The organism is Acidicapsa ligni (genome assembly GCF_025685655.1).
GTDB classification, from domain to species: domain Bacteria; phylum Acidobacteriota; class Terriglobia; order Terriglobales; family Acidobacteriaceae; genus Acidicapsa; species Acidicapsa ligni.
Window position 1 is genome coordinate 32196 of sequence record NZ_JAGSYG010000006.1, and the last position, 26625, is coordinate 58820.

At 56.6% G+C, this 26625-nt stretch carries 19 protein-coding genes; 10 read left to right on the forward strand and 9 right to left on the reverse strand.

All coding sequences use genetic code 11. From position 1 onward, the window contains the following. Nucleotides 1-288: 288 nt before the first annotated feature. Entirely contained in the window at nucleotides 289-1773 is a 1485-nt protein-coding gene (locus OHL19_RS18455; protein ID WP_263359301.1) for a M20/M25/M40 family metallo-hydrolase, read from the reverse strand. Between the two features lie 375 nt (nucleotides 1774-2148). Here OHL19_RS18455 and OHL19_RS18460 point away from each other — a divergent pair, with 375 nt between their 5' ends. The 3 genes from OHL19_RS18460 (at nucleotide 2149) to OHL19_RS18470 (ending at nucleotide 7356) form a co-directional block, all read left to right on the forward strand. Next, nucleotides 2149-3789 (forward strand): trypsin-like peptidase domain-containing protein, encoded by a 1641-nt coding sequence (locus OHL19_RS18460; protein WP_263359302.1) that lies wholly within the window; start codon nucleotides 2149-2151, stop codon nucleotides 3787-3789. Between the two features lie 204 nt (nucleotides 3790-3993). Continuing rightward, nucleotides 3994-4461 carry a peptidoglycan-binding domain-containing protein gene (locus tag OHL19_RS18465; RefSeq protein WP_263359303.1) on the forward strand — a complete coding sequence of 156 codons (468 nt, stop codon included), beginning with the start codon at nucleotides 3994-3996 and terminating at the stop codon, nucleotides 4459-4461. A gap of 360 nt (nucleotides 4462-4821) precedes the next feature. Next, the gene (locus OHL19_RS18470; RefSeq protein WP_263359304.1) at nucleotides 4822-7356 is read left to right on the forward strand and encodes an ABC transporter permease; all 2535 of its coding nucleotides are present in this window, start codon (nucleotides 4822-4824) and stop codon (nucleotides 7354-7356) included. A gap of 72 nt (nucleotides 7357-7428) precedes the next feature. On the opposite strand, the gene OHL19_RS18475 is transcribed toward OHL19_RS18470, so the two are convergent. Beyond that, the gene (locus OHL19_RS18475) at nucleotides 7429-10125 is read right to left on the reverse strand and encodes an ADOP family duplicated permease (protein WP_263359305.1); all 2697 of its coding nucleotides are present in this window, start codon (nucleotides 10123-10125) and stop codon (nucleotides 7429-7431) included. A gap of 18 nt (nucleotides 10126-10143) precedes the next feature. Then, nucleotides 10144-10500 (reverse strand): PadR family transcriptional regulator, encoded by a 357-nt coding sequence (locus tag OHL19_RS18480; RefSeq protein WP_263359306.1) that lies wholly within the window; start codon nucleotides 10498-10500, stop codon nucleotides 10144-10146. Nucleotides 10501-10638: 138 nt separating this feature from the next. Here OHL19_RS18480 and OHL19_RS18485 point away from each other — a divergent pair, with 138 nt between their 5' ends. After that, on the forward strand, nucleotides 10639-11745 hold the full coding sequence (locus tag OHL19_RS18485; RefSeq protein ID WP_263359307.1) for an alpha/beta fold hydrolase: 1107 nt from the start codon (nucleotides 10639-10641) through the stop codon (nucleotides 11743-11745). A gap of 124 nt (nucleotides 11746-11869) precedes the next feature. Here OHL19_RS18485 and OHL19_RS18490 read toward each other — a convergent pair whose 3' ends face one another. From OHL19_RS18490 to OHL19_RS18505, 4 genes are all read right to left on the reverse strand, one after another. Next, nucleotides 11870-13438, reverse strand: a complete 1569-nt coding sequence (locus OHL19_RS18490; protein WP_263359308.1) for a carboxylesterase/lipase family protein — start codon at nucleotides 13436-13438, stop codon at nucleotides 11870-11872. Between the two features lie 46 nt (nucleotides 13439-13484). After that, nucleotides 13485-14804: a diaminopimelate decarboxylase gene (gene lysA, locus OHL19_RS18495; protein WP_263359309.1), complete on the reverse strand. Its 1320-nt coding sequence runs from the start codon at nucleotides 14802-14804 to the stop codon at nucleotides 13485-13487. 137 nt (nucleotides 14805-14941) lie between these two features. Beyond that, nucleotides 14942-15262 (reverse strand): PspC domain-containing protein, encoded by a 321-nt coding sequence (locus OHL19_RS18500; protein WP_263359310.1) that lies wholly within the window; start codon nucleotides 15260-15262, stop codon nucleotides 14942-14944. 110 nt (nucleotides 15263-15372) lie between these two features. After that, the gene (locus tag OHL19_RS18505; protein ID WP_263359311.1) at nucleotides 15373-16581 is read right to left on the reverse strand and encodes a tetratricopeptide repeat protein; all 1209 of its coding nucleotides are present in this window, start codon (nucleotides 16579-16581) and stop codon (nucleotides 15373-15375) included. Nucleotides 16582-16858: 277 nt separating this feature from the next. On the opposite strand from OHL19_RS18505, the gene OHL19_RS18510 reads away from it, so the two are divergent. From OHL19_RS18510 to pyrF, 3 genes are all read left to right on the forward strand, one after another. Then, nucleotides 16859-17314, forward strand: coding sequence for a hypothetical protein (locus tag OHL19_RS18510; protein WP_263359312.1), 456 nt, complete (start codon nucleotides 16859-16861; stop codon nucleotides 17312-17314). A 304-nt stretch (nucleotides 17315-17618) separates the two neighbouring features. Then, on the forward strand, nucleotides 17619-18128 hold the full coding sequence (locus OHL19_RS18515) for a septal ring lytic transglycosylase RlpA family protein (protein WP_263359313.1): 510 nt from the start codon (nucleotides 17619-17621) through the stop codon (nucleotides 18126-18128). Nucleotides 18129-18137: 9 nt separating this feature from the next. After that, nucleotides 18138-18935, forward strand: a complete 798-nt coding sequence (pyrF, locus tag OHL19_RS18520; protein WP_263359314.1) for an orotidine-5'-phosphate decarboxylase — start codon at nucleotides 18138-18140, stop codon at nucleotides 18933-18935. Nucleotides 18936-18955: 20 nt separating this feature from the next. On the opposite strand, the gene OHL19_RS18525 is transcribed toward pyrF, so the two are convergent. Next, entirely contained in the window at nucleotides 18956-20461 is a 1506-nt protein-coding gene (locus OHL19_RS18525) for an exopolysaccharide biosynthesis polyprenyl glycosylphosphotransferase (RefSeq protein ID WP_263359315.1), read from the reverse strand. A 286-nt stretch (nucleotides 20462-20747) separates the two neighbouring features. On the opposite strand from OHL19_RS18525, the gene OHL19_RS18530 reads away from it, so the two are divergent. Continuing rightward, entirely contained in the window at nucleotides 20748-21260 is a 513-nt protein-coding gene (locus OHL19_RS18530; RefSeq protein ID WP_263359316.1) for a hypothetical protein, read from the forward strand. 25 nt (nucleotides 21261-21285) lie between these two features. Here the strand turns inward: OHL19_RS18530 and priA are convergent, their stop codons facing one another. Further along, complete coding sequence (gene priA / locus OHL19_RS18535; RefSeq protein ID WP_263359317.1) at nucleotides 21286-23754, reverse strand: replication restart helicase PriA; 2469 nt, start codon at nucleotides 23752-23754, stop codon at nucleotides 21286-21288. Nucleotides 23755-23902: 148 nt separating this feature from the next. Between priA and OHL19_RS18540 the strand changes: the two genes are divergently transcribed. Next, nucleotides 23903-25729 carry a serine hydrolase domain-containing protein gene (locus tag OHL19_RS18540; RefSeq protein ID WP_263359318.1) on the forward strand — a complete coding sequence of 609 codons (1827 nt, stop codon included), beginning with the start codon at nucleotides 23903-23905 and terminating at the stop codon, nucleotides 25727-25729. Nucleotides 25730-25798: 69 nt separating this feature from the next. Then, nucleotides 25799-26575 (forward strand): ROK family protein, encoded by a 777-nt coding sequence (locus OHL19_RS18545; RefSeq protein ID WP_263359319.1) that lies wholly within the window; start codon nucleotides 25799-25801, stop codon nucleotides 26573-26575. Nucleotides 26576-26625: the final 50 nt, after the last annotated feature.

Sequence of the window (26625 nt, forward strand, 5' to 3'; positions counted from 1 at the left end):
TTGGTTTTGTGGCTCTGAATGGGGTATAGCGAAAATGTGATATTTGGTCTGATTCTGCTTTGGGGAAAGGCAGAAGCAGATTCCCTGCGGGAATGACAGACAGAAAGGCAAGGGCAGAGGCAAAGGCAAGGGCAAAGGCAACAGCGAGTGCAAAAGCCAGGGCAGAAGCAGATTCCCTTCGGGAATCACAGACAGAAAGGCAAGGGCAACAGCAGAGACAGGAACAGAGATTGGCTCCGTTCTGCTTTCAGTTTATGTTCAGGCTTCCAGTTATCGTTCGGCTTTTGGCTACCTTGGTGCGGTCTCTTTGGAATCTGCCAGTGCGTATGCCAGGACAGTCATCACTGCGGCGTTCTCACCCAGTTCGCGTGGATCTACCTTGTCAAATGTGTCCGCCGGGGTGTGGTGGTAGTTGAAGTAGAAGCGCGTATCCTGCGAAGGGGCGAAGCTTGGTACGCCTTTTTCCGTCAGCCCGGCGATATCCTCGCCTGTTTCAGGAGAAGAACGGAGCGTCTCTCCACCGATGGGCGCAAGCGCCTGAGCTACCGGCTGCAGCCATGTTCCCAACTCGGGCTTGCCTGCATACATCACGCCATCCGGATGCCCCGCGCCTAGATCTGACTCGATCGCACCGATGTGGTTCGCCGCATCCTTGCCGAACTCCTCCATGTAAGTTACTGCGCCCTGCGAACCCTCTTCCTCGGCCATCCAAGCGATGAACCGGACAGTTCGCCGAGGATGAATCCCCAGCTTCGACAGCAGATGAATCGCCTGCATTGAGACGACGACACCCGCTCCATCATCGATTGCGCCGGTCGCCAGATCCCATGAGTCCAGGTGACCTGAAACAACCACCACCTGTTCGGGATGCTCCGTTCCTTTCCAGTCCGCAATCACGTTGTAGCTGGGTGCATCGGGCAGGGTCTGCGGAGTCAGAGTGAGGTGCAGTTTCACCGCGCCCTGGCTGGTCAGGTTGGCCAGCAGGTCCGCGTCCTCGGCGGTAACTGCTGCGGCTGGAATCTTCGCGACTCCAGGCGCATACATCGTCATTCCTGTATGCGGAATGCGATAGTCCGCCCCACCGACGGAACGCACCAATACAGCGGCCGCGCCAACAGATGCGCCGGCAACCGGCGCTGCGGCCCGGTACTGTACTGCATCTCCGTAGGCATACAAGCCTCCGCCCTGGGCTGCTAACTGCTTGTCAAACTTTTCATTGAACAGCACGATCTTGCCCCTGGCTGCGTTGGGCGGCAGAGCCTTCAGCTCCTGCCAGTTGTTTACCACGATCACGTCTGCGGTCAGGCCTTCGGGAGCGGTCGCGACACTACCACCGAGCGCAGTCAAAACGACCTTTTGCTTTGTTCCCGGAGCCTGCCCGCTCCAGGTCACAAGCTCGGCCGTCTCTACGCCGCGCACCCAGTGCGGAACGGATGTTTTTTCGAGCGTGACTTCGGCGCCCAGCTTACGCATCTCCGCTGCAACATACTCCACTGCCTGCTGCGCCTGGGGCGATCCGCTGATGCGAGGACCGATGTTATCGGTCAGATGCCGCAGTTCCGTCAGCGCATACGGATCGGAGACAGCCGCATCCCGTAATTTAGCCATCGTATCCAATTGCTCAGGAGTCCAGGCGTTCTTTCCGTCTCCCATAATTTGCGCCATGACTCGATCTCGCATCGAACCTTGTGGCGCGGTCGGTGCGGGGGCGGTTTGCGCGCCAAGGACGAGTGGCGTCGCCGCAATGGACACAGCCATAACAGACACAGCCATGATGAAAGCAGGAATCAACAGACCGCGGATCGGCAATCTAATCAAAGGAGAAGCGATGCCAAAAGCAGAAACGGTGCGTACGGAGGCGTAATGAGCGCAAAACATTCCAGATAGTAGCACGGTCAAATCTGGAGTTTAAGTAAATTGCGATCTCCACGCCCCTGAATTGCGTCTATGTATAAGCGGCCTTCTATGTCCGCGCAGTACCGGCACTGGCTATACTAGGGAATGGCCTGGAAATATTCTTTCCGGTCAGATATGAGCTTCTCAACCACACCACCCCCGAATCGTTTGGGGCAGATGACAGAACCCGAGGTTGAACGACGTATGCGATCTTTACCGCCATTTTTTGACCGGCTGCGTTCCCGCCGTCTTATGTCAACATTTGCAGTTCTTGCGACCCTTTCAGCCGCCATTCTGGTTGGCTCTTATACGGCGCATGGCGTCCACGGGCAGGAAAACAAGAGCGATAGCTCGGATGCAACTCCGCTCAAGATTCCCAATTCAACCGTTGCTCCCAACGCGTTTGCGCAGATAGCCAAGCAGGTCGGCCCGGCAGTGGTGAATATCAACACGCGTACTCTCCCCAAGGACGCAGCCAAGACTCGTCGGCTGAATCCGCACGGCGGCCGCAATGTGCCCGTACCCCAGGACCCGCAGGATCAGGATGACCAGGACGATCAGGGCGATGGCCAGGCACAGGGACCGGGACAGGGACAGCCACAAAACCCAGGGCAGGGCGGCCAGGGCAATTTTCAGGATTTCTTCAACCGTTTCTTCGGTGGACAGATGCCCGACGGTCAGGATGACCAGGGCGCTGAGCGCGACTCCCTCGGCTCCGGCTTCATTGTCGACCCCAAGGGCTACATCATCACCAACAACCACGTAGTCGAAAAGGCCGACGAGATCTACGTCAAGCTTTCGACAGACCCGGATACGACCGACCTGGGACGCAAGGCGCGGGTTATCGGCGTTGACAAGGCGACCGATCTGGCCGTCATCAAAATCGAAACCGACAAGCCATTGCCCACCGTCAAGCTGGGCAACAGCGATACTACCGCCGTGGGCGATTGGGTCATCGCGATTGGCAGCCCGTTTTCGCTCTCGCAGACAGTCACTGCGGGAATTATCTCCGCCAAAAATCGCACCATCGAGCCGGGTGCGAGCGGACAATTCCAGCACTTCATCCAGACGGATGCAGCTATCAATCCCGGCAACTCCGGCGGACCGCTGTTGAATATGAACAGTGAAGTCATTGGCGTGAATACTGCTATCTTTACGCAGTCTTCGGGCTACCAGGGCATTGGCTTTGCCATGCCGTCCAACACGGTCGTGCAGGTTTACAACGACCTCATCTCGCCCAGCCACAAGGTAACTCGCGGCAGCATCGGCATCTCGTTCAAAGAAGGCCTGTCCAGCGCCATCGGTCGCGTTTACGGCTTCAAGAACGGCGTGCTCGTTCAGAGCGTTTCTCCTGGTGGTCCGGCGGAGAAGGCCGGCATCAAGACGCGCGACATTATTGTTATGATCGACGGCCGCCCCATCAAGGACGGCAACGATCTGGTGGCCGAGATTGCCAGCCGTCACCCCGGCAGCTCGGTTCGCATCGGCTACGTTCGCGACGGCAAGCAGATCGATACGACTGTGATTATCGGCGACCGCGACAAGGTCTTCACGGAGCAGGCCAACAATGACGAGGTTCCCACTCCTGACAAGGGCGAAACCTCAGAGGGCAAGCTTGGCATCGTCGCCCGGGAGATAACCCCGGCAACGGCAACCAAACTCGGCACCGGCGGCATGGTCATCCAGAGCGTGCGGCCGAGCAGCTTCGCCGACCAGCAGGGACTTGAGCCTGGCCTGGTTATCACCCGTATCAACAAGCAGGCCACAGGAACCAAGGCGCAGTTCGATGCGGTTGTCGATGCCCTCAAGCCAGGGCAGGATGTGGTCTTCGAGATCATGAATCCCAAACGGCCGGGAGACGGTATCAACGTTGTCGGCGGAACTCTGCCGTAAACCGATACGCCCCGCCGTAGGGATACGGCGGGTAACGCAAAAGGGTATTGTGCAAAAAAGGGTACAAAACAGAACATCGTTTGTACCCTTTTTTTTGTACGCTAATCATTGCGAGTTCTTTACGGTTTTGCTTGTGCATCGGCAACGGGTGCCATAGACTATGCAGAGAGCGCCCGACATTTATCTCAAGAGGTCTTTATCCGCGTGATATTTCGTTCAGGTTTCGCGTTTTTTCTCGCTGCTGGAATCGCGATCACTCCCGCATTGGCTTCACGGGTTCACCGCGCGCCAACCAGCGGCCACGCGCATCGGCGCCATGTCTCCACATCGATCCCCAAATCGCATCAGCTCCACGGGCAGCAAGTTATTGATTCTGAGAGAGTTGCTTCGATCCAGCAGGCGCTTATCCGTGAACATTATCTGACCGGAGAACCGAGCAGCCACTGGGACAACCAGACCCAGGCAGCTATGCTCAAGTTTCAAGCGGATCAAGGCTGGCAGACGAAATTGACTCCCGATTCGCGCGCCCTGATCAAGCTGGGCCTCGGTCCTGATCACTCCAGCGCCATCAATGCCGGTAGCGGAGTGAGCTTCAATACTTTGAACATCCCGACAAATCTACCTGCTGCCGCGACCCAGGGGTTTGTAGCCGGTTCCGGCGTCAGCCACTAGACTTCCGATTCAATCGCTTTCGATCCATCCCCCGAATGACCTTTGTCATTCGGGGATTTCGTTTCTGCGAGATGAAACGCGGGAAATCGACTGGATCGCGTGATCTGATCCATGTCTGGCCTCTTCGTCTGCCCTCTTCTGGCTGTGTCCGCTTCCGGACGGCAAAAATCGCAGACGGACACTCGTGCACTTTCGCTATTCGCTATGTCATAGATAAATAAGAAAAGAACGTCTCTCGGCTTTGGAGAATAACGTGCTGTTCCTTTGTTAGAGAATTGCCCGCTGTCTCGCTCAGGCGACTCAGCGCTCAGGCGACCTCAGCCCAAATTTCAGGTTCGGCCACGTTCCAGGGAGATGACGATGACAAGATTGATTCAGGATCTACGTTATGCGCTACGCCAGTTGCGTAAAACGCCGGGATTTACGATCACGGTGCTTTTGACCCTGGCACTGGGCATCGGAGCCAATGCTGCTATTTTCACGCTTGTGAACTCAGTATTGCTGAGGAACCTGCCGGTAGCCGACCCCAGAACGCTGGTGCATCTTGGCGACGATGGCCATGATTGCTGCGTCGGTTCCAATACCCCCAGGGACAACGGTGACTACGCGAGCTTCTCGACCGAAACCTACGAGCGGGTGAGGAAGAACGTACCGGAGTTTGAAGAACTGGCTGCCATGCAGGCCGGTTTTACGTATCGACCAATCATTGCGCGACGGGATGGCGCTCAGACCGAGGCGCGGTCGGTGATGGGCGAGTTCGTGTCGGGTAATTATTTTCGGACATTCGGGCTCAGTCCGCAGGCGGGACGATTGTTTACGGACGCGGATAACGCAAAGGGCGCACCGGCCACGGCGGTGATGAGCTACGAGACCTGGCAGCATGAATTTGCTGGCAATGCTGCGGTGATCGGCAGCACCTTCTGGGTGAACACCAAGGCCGTGACAATTGTAGGCATCGCGCCACGCGGATTCTACGGCGACCGGCTGACGAGCACCCCGCCGGACTATTATCTGCCGATCGAAACGATGGCGGTACTGGCAAATGCTCCTTATGTGCATGATCCGGCTACCAATTGGCTTTACATGGTCGGGCGAGTCAAGCCGGGTGTAGCGCTTGGCCCTCTGCAGGAGAAGGTGAGTGCAATCGTTCGGCAGGCATTCTCTGAGCAGAAGGCGTTTTCAGCAGGAGAGGGCAAGAAGAATCTGCCGCGGGTACACGTAGTGCTGACGCCAGGCGGAGCAGGCATCGAGACCATGAAGGAGGATTACTCCTCTCACCTGCATCTGCTGATGTGGATCGCGGGGTTGGTTCTGCTGATCGCCTGTGCGAATATCGCAAACCTGCTGCTGGTGCGCGGCATGGGGCGACGGGCGGAGATGTCTGTGCGCACAGCCCTTGGAGCAACGCGTGGAAGGATTATCAGCCAGCTACTGACGGAGAGCATTCTGTTGGCAGTCATGGGCGGTCTGGCAGGGTTGGGAGTGGCTTATGCAGGCACGCACATGCTGCTGATGCTTGCCTTTCCCGGCGAACAAAATGTGCCCATCCATGCGGGCCCTTCGCTCGAAGTGGTCGGGTTCGCCTTTGCTGTCTCGCTCGTAACGGGCATCCTGTTTGGTGTGGCCCCGGCCTGGATTGCAGCGCAAGCCAAGCCTGCCGATGCACTGCGAAGCGGTTCTCGAACCACGGCCACCGGCGCTTCCCTGCTGCAACGTACTCTGGTGATCCTGCAGGCTGCGCTTTCTCTGATACTGCTGGTGGGCGCGGGATTGTTTTCGCAAAATCTGAACAAGTTGCAGAGCATGGACTTGAAGCTTGATTCAAAGAATCGGTATATGGTTCACATCAATCCGCAGGCTGCCGGGTATTCGCAAACGCAGTTGGAGGCACTCTACCGGACGATGGAAGAGCGGTTCCATGCCATTCCAGGCGTGATGAAAGTCGGCATCTCGAACTATACCCCGATGGAGGATGACAACTGGTCTAACGGTATCGGCGTACAAGGGCACCCGGAGATACAGGGCTCCGCTTCGTTTATCAAGGCCAATGGAGAGTACTTCGACTCAGTGGGAACGCGAGTCGTAATGGGCCGTAGCATTGGCGTGGAAGACACATTCACTTCTCCCCCGGTGACCGTGGTCAATCAATCCTTTGTGAAAGAGTTTTTCAAAGGCCGAAATCCAATCGGGCAGCGAATTGGTTCGCAATCTTCACCCGGCGACTTCCAGGTCGTAGGAGTAGTGGAGGACACAGCCTATACCGATGTTCGCTGGAAAAATCACAGTATGTTTTTCGTACCGATCATGCAGCGATACGCGAGTGACAAAGATCCGATCGATAACGATATGTCACTCTACGCCGGCGCAATCGTACTCCAGACTGCGCGGCCAATGAGTGATATGGAAACACTGACGCGCAAAACGCTTGCAGCTATCAATCCCAACCTGACAGTCGTCAAGTTCCAGACATTCGATGAGCAGATCTCCGATCGATTTACAGAAGAACGCATGATCGCGCGGCTGACTACTCTATTCGGTGCGCTGGCGCTGCTACTGGCGACGATTGGGCTCTACGGCGTAACCGCATACAGCGTGGTGCGAAGGACTCCGGAGATAGGCATCCGAATGGCACTCGGAGCGGAACGCAGCAGTGTTATTGCGATGGTGATGCGCGGCGCGATTATTCAAACTGCGCTCGGATTGGCGATAGGCGTCCCAATAGCATTGCTCAGCGTGCGCTTCGTAAAAACGCAGCTCTATGAAATCACCAGCGCGGACAGCAGTGTCATGACTGCCTCGATTGTGACTCTGGCTGTAGCTGCATGTATTGCTGGAATCATTCCTGCCCGGCGCGCTGCGTCCATTAATCCTGTGCAGGCATTGCGGATGGACTAAAGCAGTAAAGCAAAGCCCGGATGCTATTCGCATCCGGGCTTTTACATCTGGGCTTTTTTTATATTCAGGCTTTTATTCATTGCGAAGAGCGCGCGTCGGCTCAAGCCATGCGGCGCGAATAGCGGGCAGCATCGCGGCTATGAGCGCAACAACCAGAAGCACAATCGTAGCCGCGCCTACAACACTGAAGTCAATCGGCGGAGCTTCATACAAAAAGTGCTGAACAAAATGGCTGCCAAACATCGCGAAGACGATGCCGATCACAGCGCCTACTCCGACCATGATCATGGCCTCGCGCAGAACCAGTCCCACCAGGTGTTCGCGTGAAGCTCCAACGGCAATGCGTATGCCGAACTCCGGGGTACGCTGCTGCACTCGTAATGCGAGCACTCCGAAAAGTCCGATAGCGCTCAGCAGCAAGGCCACGCCCGCAAAGGCACTGCTCAGAGTTGCAATCAACCTCTCGCTTCCAAGCGACTGATCTACCTGCTCGCTTAGCGGAAGGAATACGGAGTAGCCCGTATCTGGTGCAAACAGCGCGAGGGTTGCGCGATACGCCGTGCTTGCTTCCGCGCCAGTCTGGCTGCGAAGAAAGAAGACAAAATTATTCGAATAACCGCCCCTGGCCAGCGCCTCCGCACCGGCGGGAAAATACACTGTCGGCGGAGCAGGCTCACGCAGGCTGGCATAGCGTGCATCTTCAACCAGGCCGACAACGCGACAGGTCGCGACCCAGGGATTGTCCTCATCGCCGCTGTAGGTGGCCTTAAGTGTGTCTCCGATTGCAGCACCGTTGGGAAATAGAATGCGAACCGTTGCCTGATTGAGTACGCAGTTGGTTCGATCACGATCTTCCTGCGTAAACTCACGGCCTTGCAGAACATGAGTGCCGATGGTTGAGAAATAGCCATCGCCTACTTCATTGAAGGTAATGGAATGATCTTCCTGGGGATGCGCTGTCGTGTGCGCAACAACCTTGGGCGCGTATCCCGTAAGCGGCGTCACCCATGTGTAGGAGGCCGATTGAATGCCGGGCCTGGTACGCAAATCTTCCGTCATGGCACGATAGAGAGCGGCGACCTCGGTTGGAGTTTTCTTGAGCGATTGAAATTGTGCGCAGACCTCGGTGACATGCGTTGGGTTGAATCCAGAGTTGTTGCCACGCAGGCGCACCAGCGTTCTCGTGAACAGTCCTGCTGCAAAAACCAATACCAGGGCCAATGCAAATTGAGCAGGGAGGAAGAGACGCTGGCGCAGCTTATTCACGCGCTGATTGGTTGCTTTAGCTTTCAGCAGCGCGGCTGGCGCAGTGCGGCCTGCAAGGAAGGCAGGCACCAGGCCGAAGAGCAGTGCTGCAATGACTGCGAGTGCAGTCGTAAAGAGCAGAACGCGCGCGTCAGGCCGCAGCAGCGTAGCTTCGCCTGATCCGGCTGGAGTGAGAAAGGCAGCTATGGCACTCGTGCTTATCCAGGCCAGTGCCGCTGCAATGATCGATCCGATTGTGGCGAGTAGCAGCGATTCAACGAGGCACTGCTGCAGGATACGAAAGCGGCCTGCTCCCAGCGCTGCGCGAATGGCAAACTCATGCTGCCGCGCCTGCACGCGTGCAAGCTGCAATCCTGCAAGATTCACGCAGCAGAGCAATAGAACGAGAGAGACAATTCCCTGAAGCAGTAGCAGAGTCTGACTGTAATCCCGCGCAATCGCAGAGAAACCACGCGAAGCCGACTCACTTGCTAAAGAGGCTCCACGTAAATCAGGCCGCATAAGCATCGCAGGCGGCACCAGCGTATGCAGAACGGCGGGACTGGCCGCGGCAAGCTCTGTATTAAGCGCAGCTAAAGATACTCCTGGCCGCAGGCGACCGATTGTGAGAACCCAGAAATTATCCAGATTGGTATAGGGATCTTCTGACGGCTTCGAGGCAAGCTTGGAGAAGAAATACATGGGCATGTAGACCTTCTCGGCGTCGCCGACAAAGATGCCGCCAAAACTTGCAGGCAGCACGCCCACGATGATCGCCGATTGCCCGGAGATGCGAATATGCTTGCCGACAACGTCGGGATCTCCGTGATAGTTGGCGAGCCAGAAACCATAGTCGAGAACGACCGGCCATCCGCCTTCGGGGCCTCCCGGCACATTGTCAGCCGTAGTTAGCAACCGGCCAAGATATGGCTTGAGCCCCAATGTCGACAGGGCATTGCCTGTGACGAGATTGCCTGGAATGGAGCGTAGCGTACCGCGATCGTCAGGAACAAAAAGCATACTTTCTGACCAACCGCTGATGTCGGAAACGCTGCTGGTGTGTTGCTGCAAATATGCCATGACACGCAGGGACATAAAGCCCTGTGTGCGGGGCGTCGCCTGGCTCTTGTAACCGATCTTCACCAGTTCAGCAGGGCGTTGAACGGGAAGCGAGCGAAGCATGGCGTCATCGACCAGAGTGAAGATGGCTGCATTCGCACCGATGCCAATCGCCAACGTCAGGATAGCGGTAAGGCTATAGCCCGGCGACTTGATGAGTTGATAAGCGGCGAGACGAAAATCGGCCCACAGCGAGTCGAGCCAATGCCATCGCCAGACCTCGACGCTGTGTTCGGTCGCAAGCGTAATATTGCCAATGGCCCGGCGAGCCTTGCGGGCCGCATCCTCCGGCGTCAGGCCCGAATCGATGAGGGCCTCAGTTCGCTCGCTGAGGTGCTGCTGAATCTCTTCTTCCAGTTCTGCGTGAAGCCGGTCACGAAACAAGAGGCGACGGAGCCAGAGCATAGCACTCTCCTGTGAAGCCTAGGATTGAGGATCAGGGTCGGGCAATGGCGACAGTACGGAACGAATGCCTTCAATCATCTGGTCGAACCGGGCCGTTTCATGGGCAAGATGCTTGCGGCCCTTGCGGGTAAGGGAGTAGGTACGGACGCGGCGGTTGGTGGCCGAAATCTCCCACCTCGCTTCGAGAAGCCCGCCTTTAAGCAATCGCTGCAGGGCTGGATAAAGCGAGCCCTCTTCAACCTGAAGCAGGTCACGCGAACGTTGCTGTATACGCATGGCCAGGGCATAACCATGCAGCGATTCAAGCTCCAAAGAGCGTAAGACCATCAACTCAAGGGCGCCTGGAAAAAGGTCGCGTCTACTGGAATCCCGCATAGCCATTTACTCTACACCTAGAGCAAACAAGTATGCAAATAGAAGATAATTTACGATCCTTATGACTCCTCTATGGGATCGCATAATTCACGCTGGCTCGTACATATTTCGGCTAGGATGTCTTTGAGGTTCCAATCTGTGAAACTAGCTCTCTCCGTTGCTTTCCTGGCCGCGACCTTCGCCCCATTCGCGCACTCTCAGACGCCCGCAGTCAAAGTCGAGACAGGCACTCTCGATGGCGCTCCTTACCGGATCGACATGCCGGCCAAATGGAACGGCATCCTGCTCGTCTACTATCACGGATACGCTGAGCATCCGGCGCATTTCGATAAGGATCAGCCAGATCCGATCGGTACCGGCTTTGCCGCTGCGGGTTTCGCTGTAGCGCAATCCGGTTATTCGCAGGTGGGCTGGGCACTGGAACGCGCTCTGCCTGAAACGGAAGCATTGAGGCAATACACAATCGCCCAGTATGGACAGCCAAAAGAGACGTACGTCACTGGCCACTCCATGGGCGGGCTGCTCACTGCGGCCACGATTGAGAGCTACCCCAATCGCTATGATGGAGCGCTCGCACTCTGCGGCCTGCTGCAGCCTACAACATGGGCGCTTGGACGCGGTGGCGCGATGCTCGCTGCATTTGACTTCTACTACCCTGGTTTACTGCCCGGGCCCGTCAATATTCCCGCATCTGCCTCGCTCGACGAAGATCTTGTTGCAACAGTGCTCAAGGCTCTGCCCAGCAGCCCAAAGGGCCACGCTGAAATGATGGCGCTTGGTCATTACAAGACGGATCTGGACCTTGCCTCCGGGGTTGTCTTTGGCACCTGGGTGCAGCGCGAGATTGAACAGCGCATTGGTGCGTCGGCTCTGGACAATCACAACTTCATCTACGCTGGCGGCCCCGACGATAATGCTCTGAATGATGGGGTGAAGCGCTATACCGCATCGGAAGCGGCTCTCGCCTACCTCAAGACCTGGTACACGCCCACCGGTGTTCTGCTGAAGCCGATGCTGGCAGTTCACACGACATACGATCCGATCATTCCCGCGGAAACAGTGGCCCTTTATGCGGACACTGTGCAGCGCGCGGGCAGCAGCCGCAACTTCGTACAGCAGTATGTCAAAGCGGATGGACACTGCCACATCTCCGGACCTGAGACGGCGGTTGCACTGGAAGAACTGATCAAGTGGAAGCATACTGGCGTGAAGCCGGAAGGCGGACCTGTTCCCGCTGCCAAGTAGCATCTTTGTTGCAAGATGATTGGGTAACATTGCTTGTTTGAAATCCAACGTGAATTGGCCCACAACGAAGATTCGTTGTGGGCCAATTCGCGTTGGAGATCCTGCAATGATGTTGCTTGCGTGGCTACTTCTTTTCCGTATCCAGCCAGAACTCGTACCGTGCACGATTCTCGTCGGGGCGTGAAGTGATCGGGCTATCCAGGTGTAACACCGGATCACCTTCACCATACTTCGGCCAGGTCGGCAGCGGCTCGCCCTTGGAGTCGGTTCCGTTCGGATCGCCCTTCTTTGCGAAGTTGGTCCAGTAGCTCATCATCTGGTCACTCAGCTTGCGATCCTCATCCCGCCATACTGCGCCGGGGCGCGTATCGAGCGTGCCAAAAACATACTCGATATCATCGGAATGAAACGCAAACGAGCCGGGATGAAATTTGCTTGGCGGAGATGCCAGATCGAGCTTGTAGCGATAGATGTCCTTGTCGCCCGTGCGTCGATCGATCTCGATCCACTTCCAGGTTCCGTAAGCGATGAACTGATCGCCGCCGAAGTCTGAGGCTGACCGCAGGGCTTCTGTATCCGTCGTTCCGGGATAGAGTTTGAAAAACTGGGTGATGTTATCCGGAAAGCGCTGGCTGCCCATGACCTTCCACTTATCGGCAGTCATACCGGTCGAAAGGAACGAGCCTTCATCCCGGTTGAATCCAGCGAGAAGCGGTACTTTGGCCTGGTTGCCCTTGGTGTAAATGTCGAGGACCGGTTCGCTTAGAAACTTGCCGTCGAGCACGGGAGAAAAGCCGATCGTGCCTTTTTTTCCGGCTGCTTCAAGGATTTTATCCATAGGCATGGCGCGTAACTCGGCGAGAGAATTTGCACCTGCACTCTTCATCCACTCGTCTTCTTTCGGACCGCGGACGGCAAGCGTTTCCATTGTCATACCACCAGATGCAAGCGCGCCTCCACTCTCGCCGATGGCCTTGTGAAACAAGCCTTGTGCGGAGGGAGCAGCCATCAAGGTGCTTACGGCAAACGATCCAGCCGACTCGCCGAAGATGGTCACGTTGTTCGGGTCGCCGCCGAAGGAAGAGATGTTGTTCTTGACCCAGCCAAGAGCAGCGACCATATCCATGAGGCCGTAGTTTCCGCTTGAACCACCCTGCTCTGCTGCCAGCTCAGGCAGCGCGAGGAATCCAAAGACACCGAGACGATAGTTGATCGTCACCAGGATTACGTCTTTGGTCGGCAGGAAGTCTCCGTTATGGCGAGGCTCAGAGCTGCCGCCACCGGAGTAGCCGCCGCCGTGAATCCAGAACATCACGGGTAGTTTGGTCTTGCTCTTCTCGCTGGCGGGTGTGTAGACATTCAGCGTGAGGCAATCCTCAGACTGACCTGCATCCTGGAAAATCATGTCGTCGAAGACTCGGCCTTGCGCACAGTGATGACCGTACTTCGTTGCGTCGAGCTCACCCTTCCATGCTTTTGCGGGCTGCGGAGCCTTCCAGCGCAGGTCGCCTACGGGCGGCGCGGCGTATGGAATTCCTTGAAAGGCGCGAACTGCGCCGCTGTTGATCGTCTTGCCGTGTACCTTGCCGTCCTGCGTTTTCACCACCAGGGAATCGGCGTGGGCCACCATTCCGAGCGTCAACATTACTACGGCCAGTGGCATGGCCTTCCCAGCGAGTCTACCTGCAAACATGCCTTGATCCTCCGCGAGAACGATACAGGAAAAGCGATTGAGTAATCTACTTGCTGTGATTTGAAAGTGGCAGCTCCGGCCCCAGAAGGTCGGCAATCGTTTCGCGCCGCCGGATGAGAGTTGCTTTCTTTCCGCGCAACAGCACTTCGGCTGGCCGCGGGCGAGTGTTGTAATTCGAGCTCTGCGCCATGCCATACGCACCGGCATCAAGCACGGCTACGAGATCGCCGGGTTCTACCGGTTTGAGCTTGCGATCGCGCGCGAAGAAGTCCCCTGTCTCGCAGACCGGCCCTACGATATCCACGGCAGCAGAGCGGCCAGCGCGTGGCAGGACGGGCACGATTTCATGAAAAGCCTGATAGAGCGCGGGCCGAATGAGATCGTTCATCGCGGCGTCGGTTACGACGAATGTCTTCTTGCCGTTGCGTTTTACGTAGAGTACGCGCGCGAGCAATGCTCCGGCCTGCGCGACGAGGAAACGCCCTGGTTCGAGAAGTAGCTGGACGTTCAACCCGGCAAGCGATGTCTCAAGCGCGGCAGCGTATTCCTCTACTTTAGCCCTGGGGTTGAAGTTATCCGGACCCGACAGCGTGGCGTGATAATCGATGCCCAGGCCACCCCCCGCGTCAACGGATTTGATTGCGATGCCATCGATTTCGAGTTCGCGAACCAGCTTGGCTACGCGCTTCATGGCTGCTCCGAATGGATCTGCCGAGCGAATCTGCGAACCGATGTGCACGCTTACTCCATGTGCGGTGAGCCACTTGTTTCCTGCTGCTTCGTTGTAGATGCGGCGGGCCTGGCGAATGTCGATGCCGAACTTGTGTTCGCGCAATCCTGTCGAGATATAGGGGTGCGTCTCGGCGAAGACATCGGGATTTACGCGCAGGGCAAAACGAGCTTTGCGCTTGCGTTTTGCGGCGCGGCTGGCCAGTAGTTTCAACTCCGCTTCGCTCTCGACGTTGAAGGCGTAGATGTCTGCGTCAAGCGCCTGGTCGATCTCTTCTGCGGTCTTGCCCACTCCGGAAAAAACGATGCGCCCAGCAGCCTCGGGAGCTGCGATCAACACGCGTTGCAACTCTCCGCCGGAGACGATGTCAAAGCCTGCGCCATGATCCGCAAGCAGCTTGAGAATAGCCAGCGCAGAGTTAGCCTTAACCGCATAACATATGAGGTGAGAGCGATCAGCCAACGCCTGCTGAAAGAGCATGAACCGCGCCAGTATCTGGTCTGCGCTGTAGACATAGAGCGGCGTGCCGTACTGCTTCGCGAGCTTGGTCAGAGAATGCTGGCCGCAGCTCAAAGACGCGTCGGCAGAGGGATACTCGAATGGGCGAGAGCTAAAGTCGGACGAAGAATTGGGCATTGGGATGAGGGTTTGCCTGAAATAAATCGGATGTACGATCTGCTCTTGAGCGTAGCAGATTTGCGTGGCCGAATAGAAAAGGCTGCGTCATGCCGATTTACCCACGCCTCGTGCCCGGACTTCTGCCATCTTCGGCTTTAGGGCGTTGGCGGCAACTCTCCCAATGGCTCTTCGGGAATTCCAATCCAGCAGGCCAGATAGACGATTTCGGCGACGGGGCAGATGAAGATTCCTGTGAGCACGGCGATAATTCGTACGGTGCCTACATCCCATCCATAGGCTCGCGCAAAACCTGCGCAGACACCGGCAAACTGGCGGCCATGATAAGGACGCACCAGGCGCGGCGGATACTGCGGAAATCCGGAATACGGCATTCCTGACACAACGGTGCCGCAGTTAGAACAGAAACGCGCCGAGGGCGGTAAAACATTTCCACATTGGCTACAGAATACGGACATCTTGACTCTCCGACCTGGCAAAACGCCAGCACTATTTCATACGTGCGTAACAACAAGAAGGTTCCGTAACAGCAGCCAGCGACGGCAGCTCATGCGGCGTGGCATCCGCTCTACTCGTGATAGGGAGACTTGAGAAAGCGGTGCGCTATCTCACCCTGCGTGGTATCCGATCCGTTGGCGATGGCTGCCTCGTAGTCCTTGATGGCCTGGGCGCGATCTCCGATCAGGTCGCGGCTTTTGCCCGCGGCAACGAGGGAGCGGCGCTTCAACTCCGCTCCGGAATTGGGAGTCCACGCGGCCTGTTCATAGGCTTTGGCTGCCTGATCGAAATGACGCTGCCCGCGGAGTGCTTCGCCCATTCCAAAGTAAGCCAGTTCAAGATGTGCCGAGGGGAAATAGCCGGGCTTCGCGGCGTCGTTCAGGATGGCCTGATAGGCGTTCACTGCGGCCATGCCCTCGCCTGCATCTTTGCGCAGATTTGCTTCTTCGAGGCGGAAGAGGAAGTCGCGGGGATATTCGTTTTCCAGGCGACGCACGACGGCGATGGCTTCCTGGTATTTTCCTTCGCGGCGCTGGAAGAGAGCTATCACTGTTCCGGCCTCTACTGAGGTCATGGGCGCGCGGGCGAAGGCGTCGTGCAGCATCTCCATGCCTTTAGTCTTGGAGCCGGTAATGCCTGCAAAGCCGAAGATCAGTTTGAATCCCCACGGCAGCGCGCCGATGACGTACTGATAGGTGCCGACGACGAGCTTGGCGTCGATATAGTTCGGATCGAGCTGCAGCACCCTGGCCTCATCGCTGTGCGCCTGCAAAGCCAGGTGAAATGACGCGTTGAAACTGCGCTGCACCATGGCCATATAGGAGGAGCGCAGGCTTTTTGCCCAGCCGCGCGCATAGAGGGCATCGACATCTTTGGAGTTCGCGTTCAGACGGGCGTCGGCCTCGCGCACTGCCTGATCGCTGAGCGCGAAGATCTGGTCGCGCACCTGCGGATCTTCCGGCGTGGGGTGTTTGCCGGTGAGGAAGCCGTCGTTGGCATAAAAGGTGGTATCCAGCAGATCCTGGCGGTACAGCTCGGCGAAAACGCGAGCCTCCAGGAGCAAGGCTGTAGCCTCGGGATCGCCGGGATGCGCCTTCTGAACTTTTTCGAGTAGAGTGATTGCGGCGGGATAATCCAATACATAAAAGTGCTGGAATGCCTCGCGCACCGTGGGATCCCGATGCAGAGGATTGGTATGGATGTCCTGCGCGTGAACTGTTCCAAGTGCGGCCACGGCCAATGCCACCAGCGCAATCGATTGCCAAATTCCTGCCCGCAAGCTTCCTCCTGCGATTCTCTCTGAGACCTGAAAAAGATGAAATCCTTATTTCTTGTTACATAACTATCCTAACTCTCGGCGGGTTCGATGCTTTATCGAGACTTTGTAGAATTGAATAACAAAATCGTTTAACTTTCCTTGACTACCAAAAGGAAAGAGGCCTAGCTTTGACGTTAATAGATAGCAGAGGTGGTTTTATCAAGAACCACAATCGTTTTTTTTAGCCATACAGACAGACCAGGAAAACCTTGTGACTAAAAAAGTTGGAATAGATCGAATGACTCGTTCAGAGACTCTGCTTATTCTTATCAGCCAGGCTCATGCCAATGGCTTCGAATTCCGGCGCTGGTTTCAGGCTAATATCCATCCGGAATGGCCGGGCGCGGAGCAGGCCGTTGCGCTCCTTACTGGGGAAGGCCGCTTTTACGCCCTGATTTTCTCTCACGACTTTGCCCGTTCTTTTTGGAAAAAAGGGGCGCAGATGAACTTTGTTGTGCCTGCCGCCACCTATTCCCGGATGAACGGCAAGGGCGAAGTGGTTACGATCAATCGCAAGCCGTTTACACGGCGAACGATCAAAGCGGATGTGTGGAAGTATCATCTGCGCCAGATGGCTATCTGCGAAGATCCGATGCGCTACCTGAAACGCTTTCTTCCGACCCACGAAGATGCGCAGATGTCCCAAAACGGGAAAGCCGCTAACCTGTCGCCGGTCGAGAAGATCCGCGGCTGATTTTGGATGGATTCCCGGGAAGATTTTTCAATTTTCCGGGAGCCTCTCCATTTGGCCAGCGGCACAGCTATCGGTTCCTTCAGTATCCGATAGTGAAGAATTGGTTAATAGTCAAAGCGGCTGGGATCAAAGGACTTAGCCCCGGAGAAACATTGTTTATAGAATTACTACTACTAACTTAGTAACTATTGTACTTATGTTTTGGCAATAAATTACCGGCATAAAACCTGTTCAAAATTGGTCATAAATTGCCTCAAATCTTTGACTTGAACCTTCATCCCCGGTACCATTACCTAATAGCGATATGCAAACTAAGACACCATGCAAGGCACGAAATCATTACCGTTCTTTTACCGCAGCCGCACTTGCGCTACTGGTAACTGTGGCAGGCGTGACGGCGTCAGCCGCTGCAGGTTCGCACGAGCAAACCGACCCTCACGCACACAAGCCCAGCCACTGGATTCAAGTTGGCAAAGCTTCGTGGTACGGCCGGCGCTTTCAGGGGCATCGCACTGCGAGCGGCGAACCCTTTGATCTGAACATGCTCACATGTGCGCATCGTACACTGCCTATCGGCACGCTGTTGAAGGTAACCAATCTGACCAACCGCCGCTCGATCATGGTTCGCGTCAACGACCGTGGCCCCGTACCGACCGGAGTGATGGTTGATCTTTCCTGGGCAGCCGCCCGGTCACTCGGCTTCAACAAGAGGGGCAACACGCACGTTCGCCTTGAGAAAATCGACGGGCCCGAGGCTGCCCAGTTGAACTGGCCCGATTTGGGCCGGCCTCAAAAGATGGCTGCGTCCCGCTAAGATAAGGCCATGGCCTTCTCTCATTCCCTGAACAACTCTGATTTGGATAACTCCGATTTGGATAGCTCTGATCTTCAACATCCAACTCCGCGCCAGCTAGCCCGGCAGCGACTCATTGTTGCGCTTGACGCACCAACGGCGGATGCTGCGCTGGCGATAGTCGATCGCCTAGAGGGCCAGTGCCAGTGGTTCAAAGTCGGATTAGAGCTTTACGTTGCGGTTGGCCCGTCGATTGTGCAGCAGCTTGTCAGCCGCGGCCACTCGATCTTTCTGGATCTGAAGCTGCATGACATCCCAAATACTGTAGCTGCAGCAGTGCGGTCGACTGCTTCGCTTGGCGCGAGCATGTTGACTATCCATGCTGCGGGTGGCCCGTCGATGCTTTCGGCTGCTCATGAAGCCGTTGTTACGATGGCTCATCCGCCACAACTGCTGGCTGTAACGGTGCTTACCAGCATGAATCAGCAGCAGGTGACGGCTATTGGGCTGCCTAGGTCGCCGGGGGAGCAGGTTACTTTGCTGGCCAAGATGGGGATGGAAGCCGGAATTCGTGGATTTGTCTGTTCGCCGCAGGAGGTTGCAACGCTGCGCGATATTACCGGTCCAGAGGGGGTGTTGGTGATCCCCGGAATTCGGCCTACGGGTGCGAACCAAGGAGACCAGCAGCGCATTGCTACACCTGCCCAGGCTATGCAGCAGGGCGCAAGCTATCTTGTTGTTGGCAGGCCGATCACGCAGGCGCCTGACCCGGCGAGGGCTGCGGAGCTGATACTTGAGGAGATCGCGGCGGCAATCTCCCCAAGCTGATGCAGTCTGATCCAACTAAGCTACATTGCGCCTTTGCCCCAAAGCACTGCGGGCACTGTTCCGATGAGGATCTTCAGATCAAGCATTAGCGACCACTTGTCGATGTACTCCAGGTCCTGGCGAATCCAGTTTGCAAAGTCGGTATTGTTGCGGCCGCTCATCTGCCAGATGCAGGTGATACCCGGGATGACACTGAAGCGACGCAGTTGCGCGGAATCCTCAATCTTGAGCACGTCGCGAACTGCCAGAGGCCTTGGTCCGACCAGGGACATTTCGCCGGTCAATACATTCCAGAGCTGAGGTAGTTCGTCGATCGAGGTCTTGCGCAGGAACGCGCCAACCTTGGTGATTCGCGGATCTTCTTTGATCTTGAAGACAGGGCCGCCGAGTTCGTTCTGCCCTTCCAACTGCGTCTGCAATACTTCGGCATTGATCACCATGCTGCGCAGCTTGAAGATGCGGAAGCGGCGGCGATAGAGGCCGTAGCGATCCTGCGAAAAGAGGATCGGCCCTTTGCTGGTCATCTTGATGGCGATGCCTGCGGCGAGCAATATAGGGGACGTCAACAGCAGCAGAAGACCTGCGGCTACGATGTCGATTGCGCGCTTTGCGTAGCGCGTCCAATCGTCGCGAACCATGCGTAGAATCGAGTAGTTCGCGCCAGCGTTGCGATCGAGGCGCGCTATCTTCGTTTGAAAGACATTCGATGAGTGACGTACCTCGACACCGAATTGTTCGCAGACGGAAATGACCTGCTGAATGGGTTCATACATGGACTTGACAGGCAGTGAACAGAAGACTACCGATACCGGATTTTCCTTGAGCAGAGTGTCCAGCAAATCCAATCCGCCGACGTAGTGCTTACGCATTGCTCCGGTGCCGACGAAGTTATCGTCGAGCACTCCAACGACCTGGTAGACGGGCGAATCGACCATCTCATCAAAGGTGGCCTGCGCCCCGGTGCCAGAGCCGACAATCAGGACTTCGCGCTTGGGAATGATCGTGTCGATCGAGACCCATCCGATGAACGAGGCGATTGCCAGGAAGGTGAGACTCAACAGTCCGCATGCGAAAAAAAAGCCGGCATCGACGCGCAGTGCGTCTTGCCAATCCATCTTCGCCAACAGGCATGGATAGATAACCATGCTGCAGAGGAATGCTGCGAGCAGGTTTGCCGAAATCTCTTTGTGGATCAGTTCTTCGTGCGATTGACGTCCGCGACCGGTAACAGCGCGAGAGATGAATGTGATTCCGCAGATCATGCCTACCTCAAGCAGGCTTACACGCGGAATGTACCACCAAGCCGGTCCGACAAACATCAGGCCGGGGTGCATGAAAAACCAATATCCGGTGAGAACCATCGCCGGAGCCAAGTCACGCAGAAGTCGATAGACACCGGTGTGGAGTGCCCCAACTTCTTGCAGGTGCTGTTCCAATTTGGTCCAGTCCATTTTTTGCCTCGCCGTTTTGGCTTCTAACCTGGATTGAATCCTGGCCGTGCGGGCATCGGTCGTCGAGTTGCTCATCGTTTCACTTGCCTCCTGGACATATACCCAGAGTTTCGGAAGCTAACTACGAGAGCGGGTAAGATCAATCCCCTGCTTCCATTGACTCATCGACTAAGCATAGAAACCAGGAACCGCAGCTAACATCCCCCGAAAGCCGTAGCGGCATACAACAACGAGCGTATAGAGCAGTTATCGGAGCGGGCGAGTTCAATTCAGAACAGCTTATTGAGTCGAAAAACAGTGGTGATCAATTCAAGACTGCACGCTTCGTACAGAAGGAACAACATAATGCCAGGAGGAAGATATGGCAGAAACAGCGGTAGGACTTTATGGGCACGCAAGTACAGCAGATGCGGTCGTTGGCGCACTTCGCGCGAATGGCTTTCCAGCTCAGGACATTCGAGTTATCGCTGCGCCCGGCAATGCAAGTGGTTCTGTTGATGCCTCCGCGAGTGATTTCGGAACGACATTCGCCGGTAACTTGCGAGCATTTGGCGTAAACGAATATGAAAGCGATGCCTATCTTGCGGGAGTCAATCGTGGCAATGTGCTGGTATATGCCACTGGATCCGCGAAGCAGGTGCAAGAAGCTGTCGCGATCATGGATGAGTATGAACCTATCGAGATAGAGCAGTTAACCACGACGGCTCCGGTCAGCACTTCCAGGGCCTCATCCGATCCATCGAGCGATCTTGGAACAATCAATCCGGAATCGAGGTTGCCGGAATCCAGTGTAAGCATCGGAGCTCATGAGAAGTCCTATACGAGTCATGCAAGCCGTTCGAGGAAGGAAGGCGCACGCATCTTCTCGTGGTGAGAAGTCCTGGTAACAGGCGGCCTGCCTACATCAACCGCAGGGCATCGACATCCACAACCAGGTTACGCCGGGGGATGCCACTCTCTTCGGCGTGCACAAGCGCTCCGCGCAAGGCTGCATTCAGAGCCTTGCGCGAAGCTGCTTTTAGTATCAGATGAAAACGGTATGTCTCTTTAATACGCGCGATTGGCGCGGTGCAGGGGCCTAGAACGCGCACGCCTTCATGAGCGTTTTTTTCAAACCACTTACCAAGAATTGCAGCCCATCCAGCGGCCTCTTCCATGCGCTTGGATTGGATGAGCAGATTTGCCAGCACTCCAAACGGCGGATAGTGCATCCATCGCCGGTACTTGAGTTCGCGGGCAACGAAAGTTGTGTAGTCGTGCGTTGATGCGGCGAGGATCGCGTAGTGATCGGGATGGTATGTCTGCACGACAACTTTGCCTTTGAGTACGCCGCGGCCTGCGCGCCCCGATACCTGCGTCATCAGTTGAAAGACTCGTTCGGCAGCACGAAAATCGGGCATGGATAGCGCGTGATCGCAGCCCACGACGCCTACCAGCGTTACTCCATGTACATCGTGACCTTTGGCAATCATCTGCGTGCCGACCAGTAGATTGATCTCACCGGAATGGAGTCGCGCCAGCAGACGCTCCATGTCATAGCGGCCGCGTACGGTATCGCGATCCATGCGGCCTATGCGGGCTGACGGAAAGATCTCCTGCAGGCGTTCTTCGCCTTGCTGCGAGCCTGCGCCGAGATAGTACAGATGTTCGCTGTCGCACTTGGGGCACCGCTTTGGAACGGTGCGCCGGTAGCCGCAATAGTGGCATTCGAGGCGTTGGCCAGAGCTGGCCATTCCCTCTTCCGACTCGACCGGTTTGTGATGGGTGAGCGAGATTGCGCAGTTCTGGCATTCGAGTTTTTCTCCGCAGCTGCGGCACATCACTACGAACGAATACCCGCGCCGATTCAGGAGAATCATTGCCTGCTCACCACGATCGAGTGCTGCCTGTGTCTCTTCAACGAGCAGCCTTGAGAAGAGATGTTCGTGGCCGGTTTGTTGGAACTCCTGCCGCATATCTACGAGTTCGACACCGGGCAAAGGTCGATTATTGACGCGCTGGGCCATGACGATGCGTTTGTATTTACCGGCCTCGGAGTTTTGCCAGCTCTCAAGCGATGGCGTTGCAGAACCAAGCACCACGGGAGCGCCGGCAAACTTGGCGCGCATGACCGCAACATCGCGTGCGTTGTAGCGTGGAGTTTCTTCCTGCTTATAGCTCTGGTCATGCTCTTCGTCGACCAGGATCAGGCCTAGATTCGGTACGGGCGCGAAGATTGCAGAGCGTGTGCCGACGACAATCGGCGCGTCGCCTCGGCGAATGCGATGCCACTGCTCCGCGCGTTCAGGCGGTGTCAGGGCGGAGTGCAGCAACGCCACTTTGGTGCCGAAGGTTGCATCGAGTTGCGCGGCGGCCGCAGGGGTAAGGCCGATCTCCGGCACCAGGAGAATGGCAGCGAGTCCACGATCCAGGGCGCGCTGCATCGCGGCCAGATACACGGCTGTTTTGCCGGAGCCGGTTACGCCATGCAGCAGAAACGGTTGAAAGCTGCCCATCGCGGCGGTGATTGAGGCCAGCGCCTCCATCTGGGGCTCGTTCAATGCGTGATGCGGATTGACGTGGCCAATGCCACGGAGGCTGAAGCTGGCTGCGCGTTCCTCGATTCGAACGAGGCCGCGCTTGACCAGCGTTTGCAGACTGCTGTTCGATGTTTCGCCGCGCTGCAACTCGGTCAACGGCAACTCTCCGCCACACGCGGCAAGCTCTGCGAGGACTGCCTGCTGCTTCGGAGTGAGGGCAGGCAGGCGAGCCTCTGGCACGAGCACTGCAACGCGCTCTACGCGCCGCGCATCGTGTTCTACGGTGGTGGTCTCGCGAGTAATCCACTTTTTGCGGACCATGCCTGCCAGCAGAACCAGGTTGACCCCAGTCGCCGTACGCAAGGCAGTTACTTTCACCAGTTCGCCATCCGCAAGACGGGTGAGAACCTTGTATTCGGTGTCCTGATCCTCGGCGGAGAGTTTGCTCTTGCGCCTGCTATCCGGACCGCCGTCATGTGCGGAGGCCAGGGCATCGCGTCCGGCATCGGCGATGCGGTAGTAGATGGTGCGCTTGACCTCGGCCATGAGGGGCAGCATGGTGCGTAGCACCTCACCCAGCGGAGCCAGATAGTACTGCGCTATCCACGTGGCCAGTTCCAGCAAGTGCTCGGAAAGCAGCGGCTCATCATCCAGCACAGATTCAATTGGCTTGGCTTCAAAATCTACTGGTGCGGTGGAGTGCAGGCCAGTAACGACTCCGATGATCTTCTCGTTACGAAAGGGTACGATAACGCGCGCGCCGCGAGTTGGCTCCAATCCCACGCTGACGGAGTAGGTGAAGGTGCGATCGAGCGGGATAGGCAATGCTACTTCGCAGTACAGAGACATAGGGGCCAATCTCAAGTTTAGAGGCTGCCGCTGACCGGCCGCCGGTGGGCCTGTGGTAATCCTTGCCAAACTGCAGATCGTCATGCCACCCTTGACCCACCACGAATCACACAAAGCACATCAAATTGAAGATTTTGAAGAGGATGCCATGAATCTGCCCGCGCTCAATCGACGACGTTTCCTGAAGCAGGCCGGAGGAGCTGCAGGTATCTTCGCTTCCAGTCCATGGCTTGCTAAAAGTGAAACTATTGGAATGACTGCCGCGGTCGCCGCGCCTCTGACGGCTTTGACAGATCGGGCCAGCGCAGACATAACGGTAGCTAAAAGCCACGTCTCTCAGGCGCTCGACGCATTTATCCCTGACTATCTCAAATCCATGAATGCGCCCGGGCTTACGTTTGGCGCAGTCGATGCTTCGGGCGCAGGCGCCACGTCCTGCTATGGCTATGCAAATCTCGACAAATTGCAGGCTGTTACGCCGGATCTGCTCTTCCAGATCGGCTCTATTTCAAAATCGTTTCTGGCTATCCTCGTTCTACAACTTCGCGAAGAGGGAAAGCTGGACCTCGATCATGCGATTCTCGAATATCTGCCGTGGTTTCCCATTGAAACGCCGTTTGGCGAAGTGACGCTGCATCATATGCTCACGCACAGTTCCGGCCTGCCGGACGGCGCGTCGCTGTTCCCTTCCAACCCATCCGACCGCTATCGCCAGGCGTATAAACCGGGCGAGCGCTTCCACTACAGTAACTTCTGCTTTGACGCGCTGGGGCGCATGGTTGCCAGGATCGAGAAGCGGCCGCTTCACGAGTCGCTGCAACAACGCATTCTTGACCCGCTGGGCATGACGGCGACATCGCCGGTGCTCAACACGCTCATTCGTGAGCAGACCGCGGAGAGCTACAGCCCCCAGTTGTCGGACAGGCCCTATCCGCGCAACGGGCAACTGGCTTCCGCCTCCAAGATCGATTCGGATTCGGCAGCGGGCAGCATTGCTTCCACTCCGGACGATATGCGCAAGTACATGCGGATGCTTCTCAAGCGCGGGCAGGGCGAGCATAAACGCATTCTCAAGGAAGAGAGCTTCGCGCTCTTTTCGCAGCCGCATATCAAGGCGGAGGAGTTTGGGCCGACTGCCTCTTACGGTTACGGCATCGCGGTGGATATCCTCGACGGCCATACGATCCTGAGGCACACGGGTGGCATGGTTTCATTCATGTCAGCGATGCATGTCGATCTCGATGGAGGTGTTGCGGCTTTTGCCTCGATCAACGCACAGCAGGGCTATCGGCCTAATCCGGTTACGCAATATGCTATCCAGCTCATGCGCGCCCAGGCAGAATCGAAGACGCTGCCCTCTACGCCGGAGATCGAAAACCCTGCCGACCTCAAGAATCCCAAAGAGTACCAGGCGATCTATCACTCGCCGAGTGGCAAATCCTGCCGGGTTGTCGCGACAGAGAATGCGATATCGCTCCAGTTGGATGATCACCATATTCCGCTTGAAGCGCTGGGCGAAGATCGATTTGTCTCCACTCTGCCTGAATACTCGGCCTTCGCGTTCGTCTTTCACCGGGAGCAGCCCAACTCCGAAACGGGCGCTGGCGCAACACCAGAGGCAAAGCCGGAAACTCCTGCGGCGATTCTCGAATTGACTCATGGAGACCGCTGGTTTGTTCGCGGATCGGCTTCGTCGCTGGAAGTGAAGTCGGCACCAGCCCGTTACAGTGCATTCCCCGGCAAATATCTGAACGACAGCCCGTGGTATGGCAGCTTCCGCATTGTGGAGCGTCGCGGACAGCTCTGGGTCGATGGCGAATCGCCGTTGATCGAAATGGGCGACGCGCTTTTTCGCATGGGAGATGAGCCGGACAGTCCCGAAACGCTCGCTTTTTTTCATATCGCGGATGGGCGCGCACAGATGGTCAAGGTGAGTGGCATCGACTTCTGGCGCATCACTACGGAATCGGATTAGATCTCGGATTAGAGCGATGTCCGATCCGGATACACATGAGCCGACCTACTGATCTACAATTCATGGCTAATGACTAAGACTGTTTCCAAACCTGCCGCTCGCGTCACCAAATCGCCGGCCGTCAAGTCCGCCAGCAAACACTCTCCCGTAACTCTCACTGTAGATATCGGCGGCACCGGTCTCAAGATGATGGCGCTCAGCGGCGCAGGCAAACCGCTCAGCGAACGGCTGCGTATGCTGACTCCGAAAGATCCTACGCCAACGCGCGTTCTGGCTGCGCTCGACGAACTTCGCGACCAGTTTCCATCGGATACACCGGCCTTCGATCGCATCTCGGTTGGCTTTCCGGGCGTCGTCAAACACGGCGTCACGCTTATCGCGGTGAACCTGCATCCGGATTGGGCTAATTTTCCATTGCAGGCTACCCTGCACAAGCGCTGGAAAAAGCCGGTGATCGTCGCGAATGACGCGTCCGTGCAAGGCTACGGAGCCATTTACGGCAAGGGTGTAGAGCTTTGCCTGACGCTCGGCACGGGGCTGGGTTCTTCGCTGTTCACGGATGGGCGTCTCTGCCCCGGCCTGGAGCTGGCGCACCATCCCTGGCGCAAGGGCCTGACTTACGAGGAATTCCTGGGAATACGCGCGTTCAAGAAGCAGGGCAAGAAGCGTTGGAACAAGCTGCTGCAGAAGGCGATTGCGCAGACTGCTGCGACCTTCAACTGGGACTATCTGCACATCGGCGGCGGTAATGCAAAACATGTTGATTTTGAGCTGGGAAAGAATGTCCGCATTGTGCCGAATGAAGAGGGTTTGCTGGGTGGAGTAGCGCTCTGGCGGCATCAGTAAGAGAATTCGATCTATAAAATGAAAAGCCTGGGAACAAATCCGAGATCGAC

Coding starts and splice junctions, on each gene's coding strand:
- OHL19_RS18490 (WP_263359308.1), bottom strand. CDS start 13,438: ATGTTTGCAGGTAGACTCGCTGGGAAGGCCATGCCACTGGCCGTAGTA.
- OHL19_RS18540 (WP_263359318.1), top strand. CDS start 23,903: ATGAATCTGCCCGCGCTCAATCGACGACGTTTCCTGAAGCAGGCCGGA.
- OHL19_RS18475 (WP_263359305.1), bottom strand. CDS start 10,125: ATGCTCTGGCTCCGTCGCCTCTTGTTTCGTGACCGGCTTCACGCAGAA.
- OHL19_RS18480 (WP_263359306.1), bottom strand. CDS start 10,500: ATGCGGGATTCCAGTAGACGCGACCTTTTTCCAGGCGCCCTTGAGTTG.
- OHL19_RS18455 (WP_263359301.1), bottom strand. CDS start 1,773: ATGGCTGTGTCTGTTATGGCTGTGTCCATTGCGGCGACGCCACTCGTC.
- OHL19_RS18530 (WP_263359316.1), top strand. CDS start 20,748: ATGGCAGAAACAGCGGTAGGACTTTATGGGCACGCAAGTACAGCAGAT.
- OHL19_RS18515 (WP_263359313.1), top strand. CDS start 17,619: ATGCAAACTAAGACACCATGCAAGGCACGAAATCATTACCGTTCTTTT.
- OHL19_RS18500 (WP_263359310.1), bottom strand. CDS start 15,262: ATGTCCGTATTCTGTAGCCAATGTGGAAATGTTTTACCGCCCTCGGCG.
- OHL19_RS18460 (WP_263359302.1), top strand. CDS start 2,149: ATGTCAACATTTGCAGTTCTTGCGACCCTTTCAGCCGCCATTCTGGTT.
- OHL19_RS18525 (WP_263359315.1), bottom strand. CDS start 20,461: ATGAGCAACTCGACGACCGATGCCCGCACGGCCAGGATTCAATCCAGG.
- OHL19_RS18510 (WP_263359312.1), top strand. CDS start 16,859: ATGACTCGTTCAGAGACTCTGCTTATTCTTATCAGCCAGGCTCATGCC.
- OHL19_RS18470 (WP_263359304.1), top strand. CDS start 4,822: ATGACAAGATTGATTCAGGATCTACGTTATGCGCTACGCCAGTTGCGT.
- OHL19_RS18545 (WP_263359319.1), top strand. CDS start 25,799: ATGACTAAGACTGTTTCCAAACCTGCCGCTCGCGTCACCAAATCGCCG.
- priA (WP_263359317.1), bottom strand. CDS start 23,754: ATGTCTCTGTACTGCGAAGTAGCATTGCCTATCCCGCTCGATCGCACC.
- lysA (WP_263359309.1), bottom strand. CDS start 14,804: ATGCCCAATTCTTCGTCCGACTTTAGCTCTCGCCCATTCGAGTATCCC.
- pyrF (WP_263359314.1), top strand. CDS start 18,138: ATGGCCTTCTCTCATTCCCTGAACAACTCTGATTTGGATAACTCCGAT.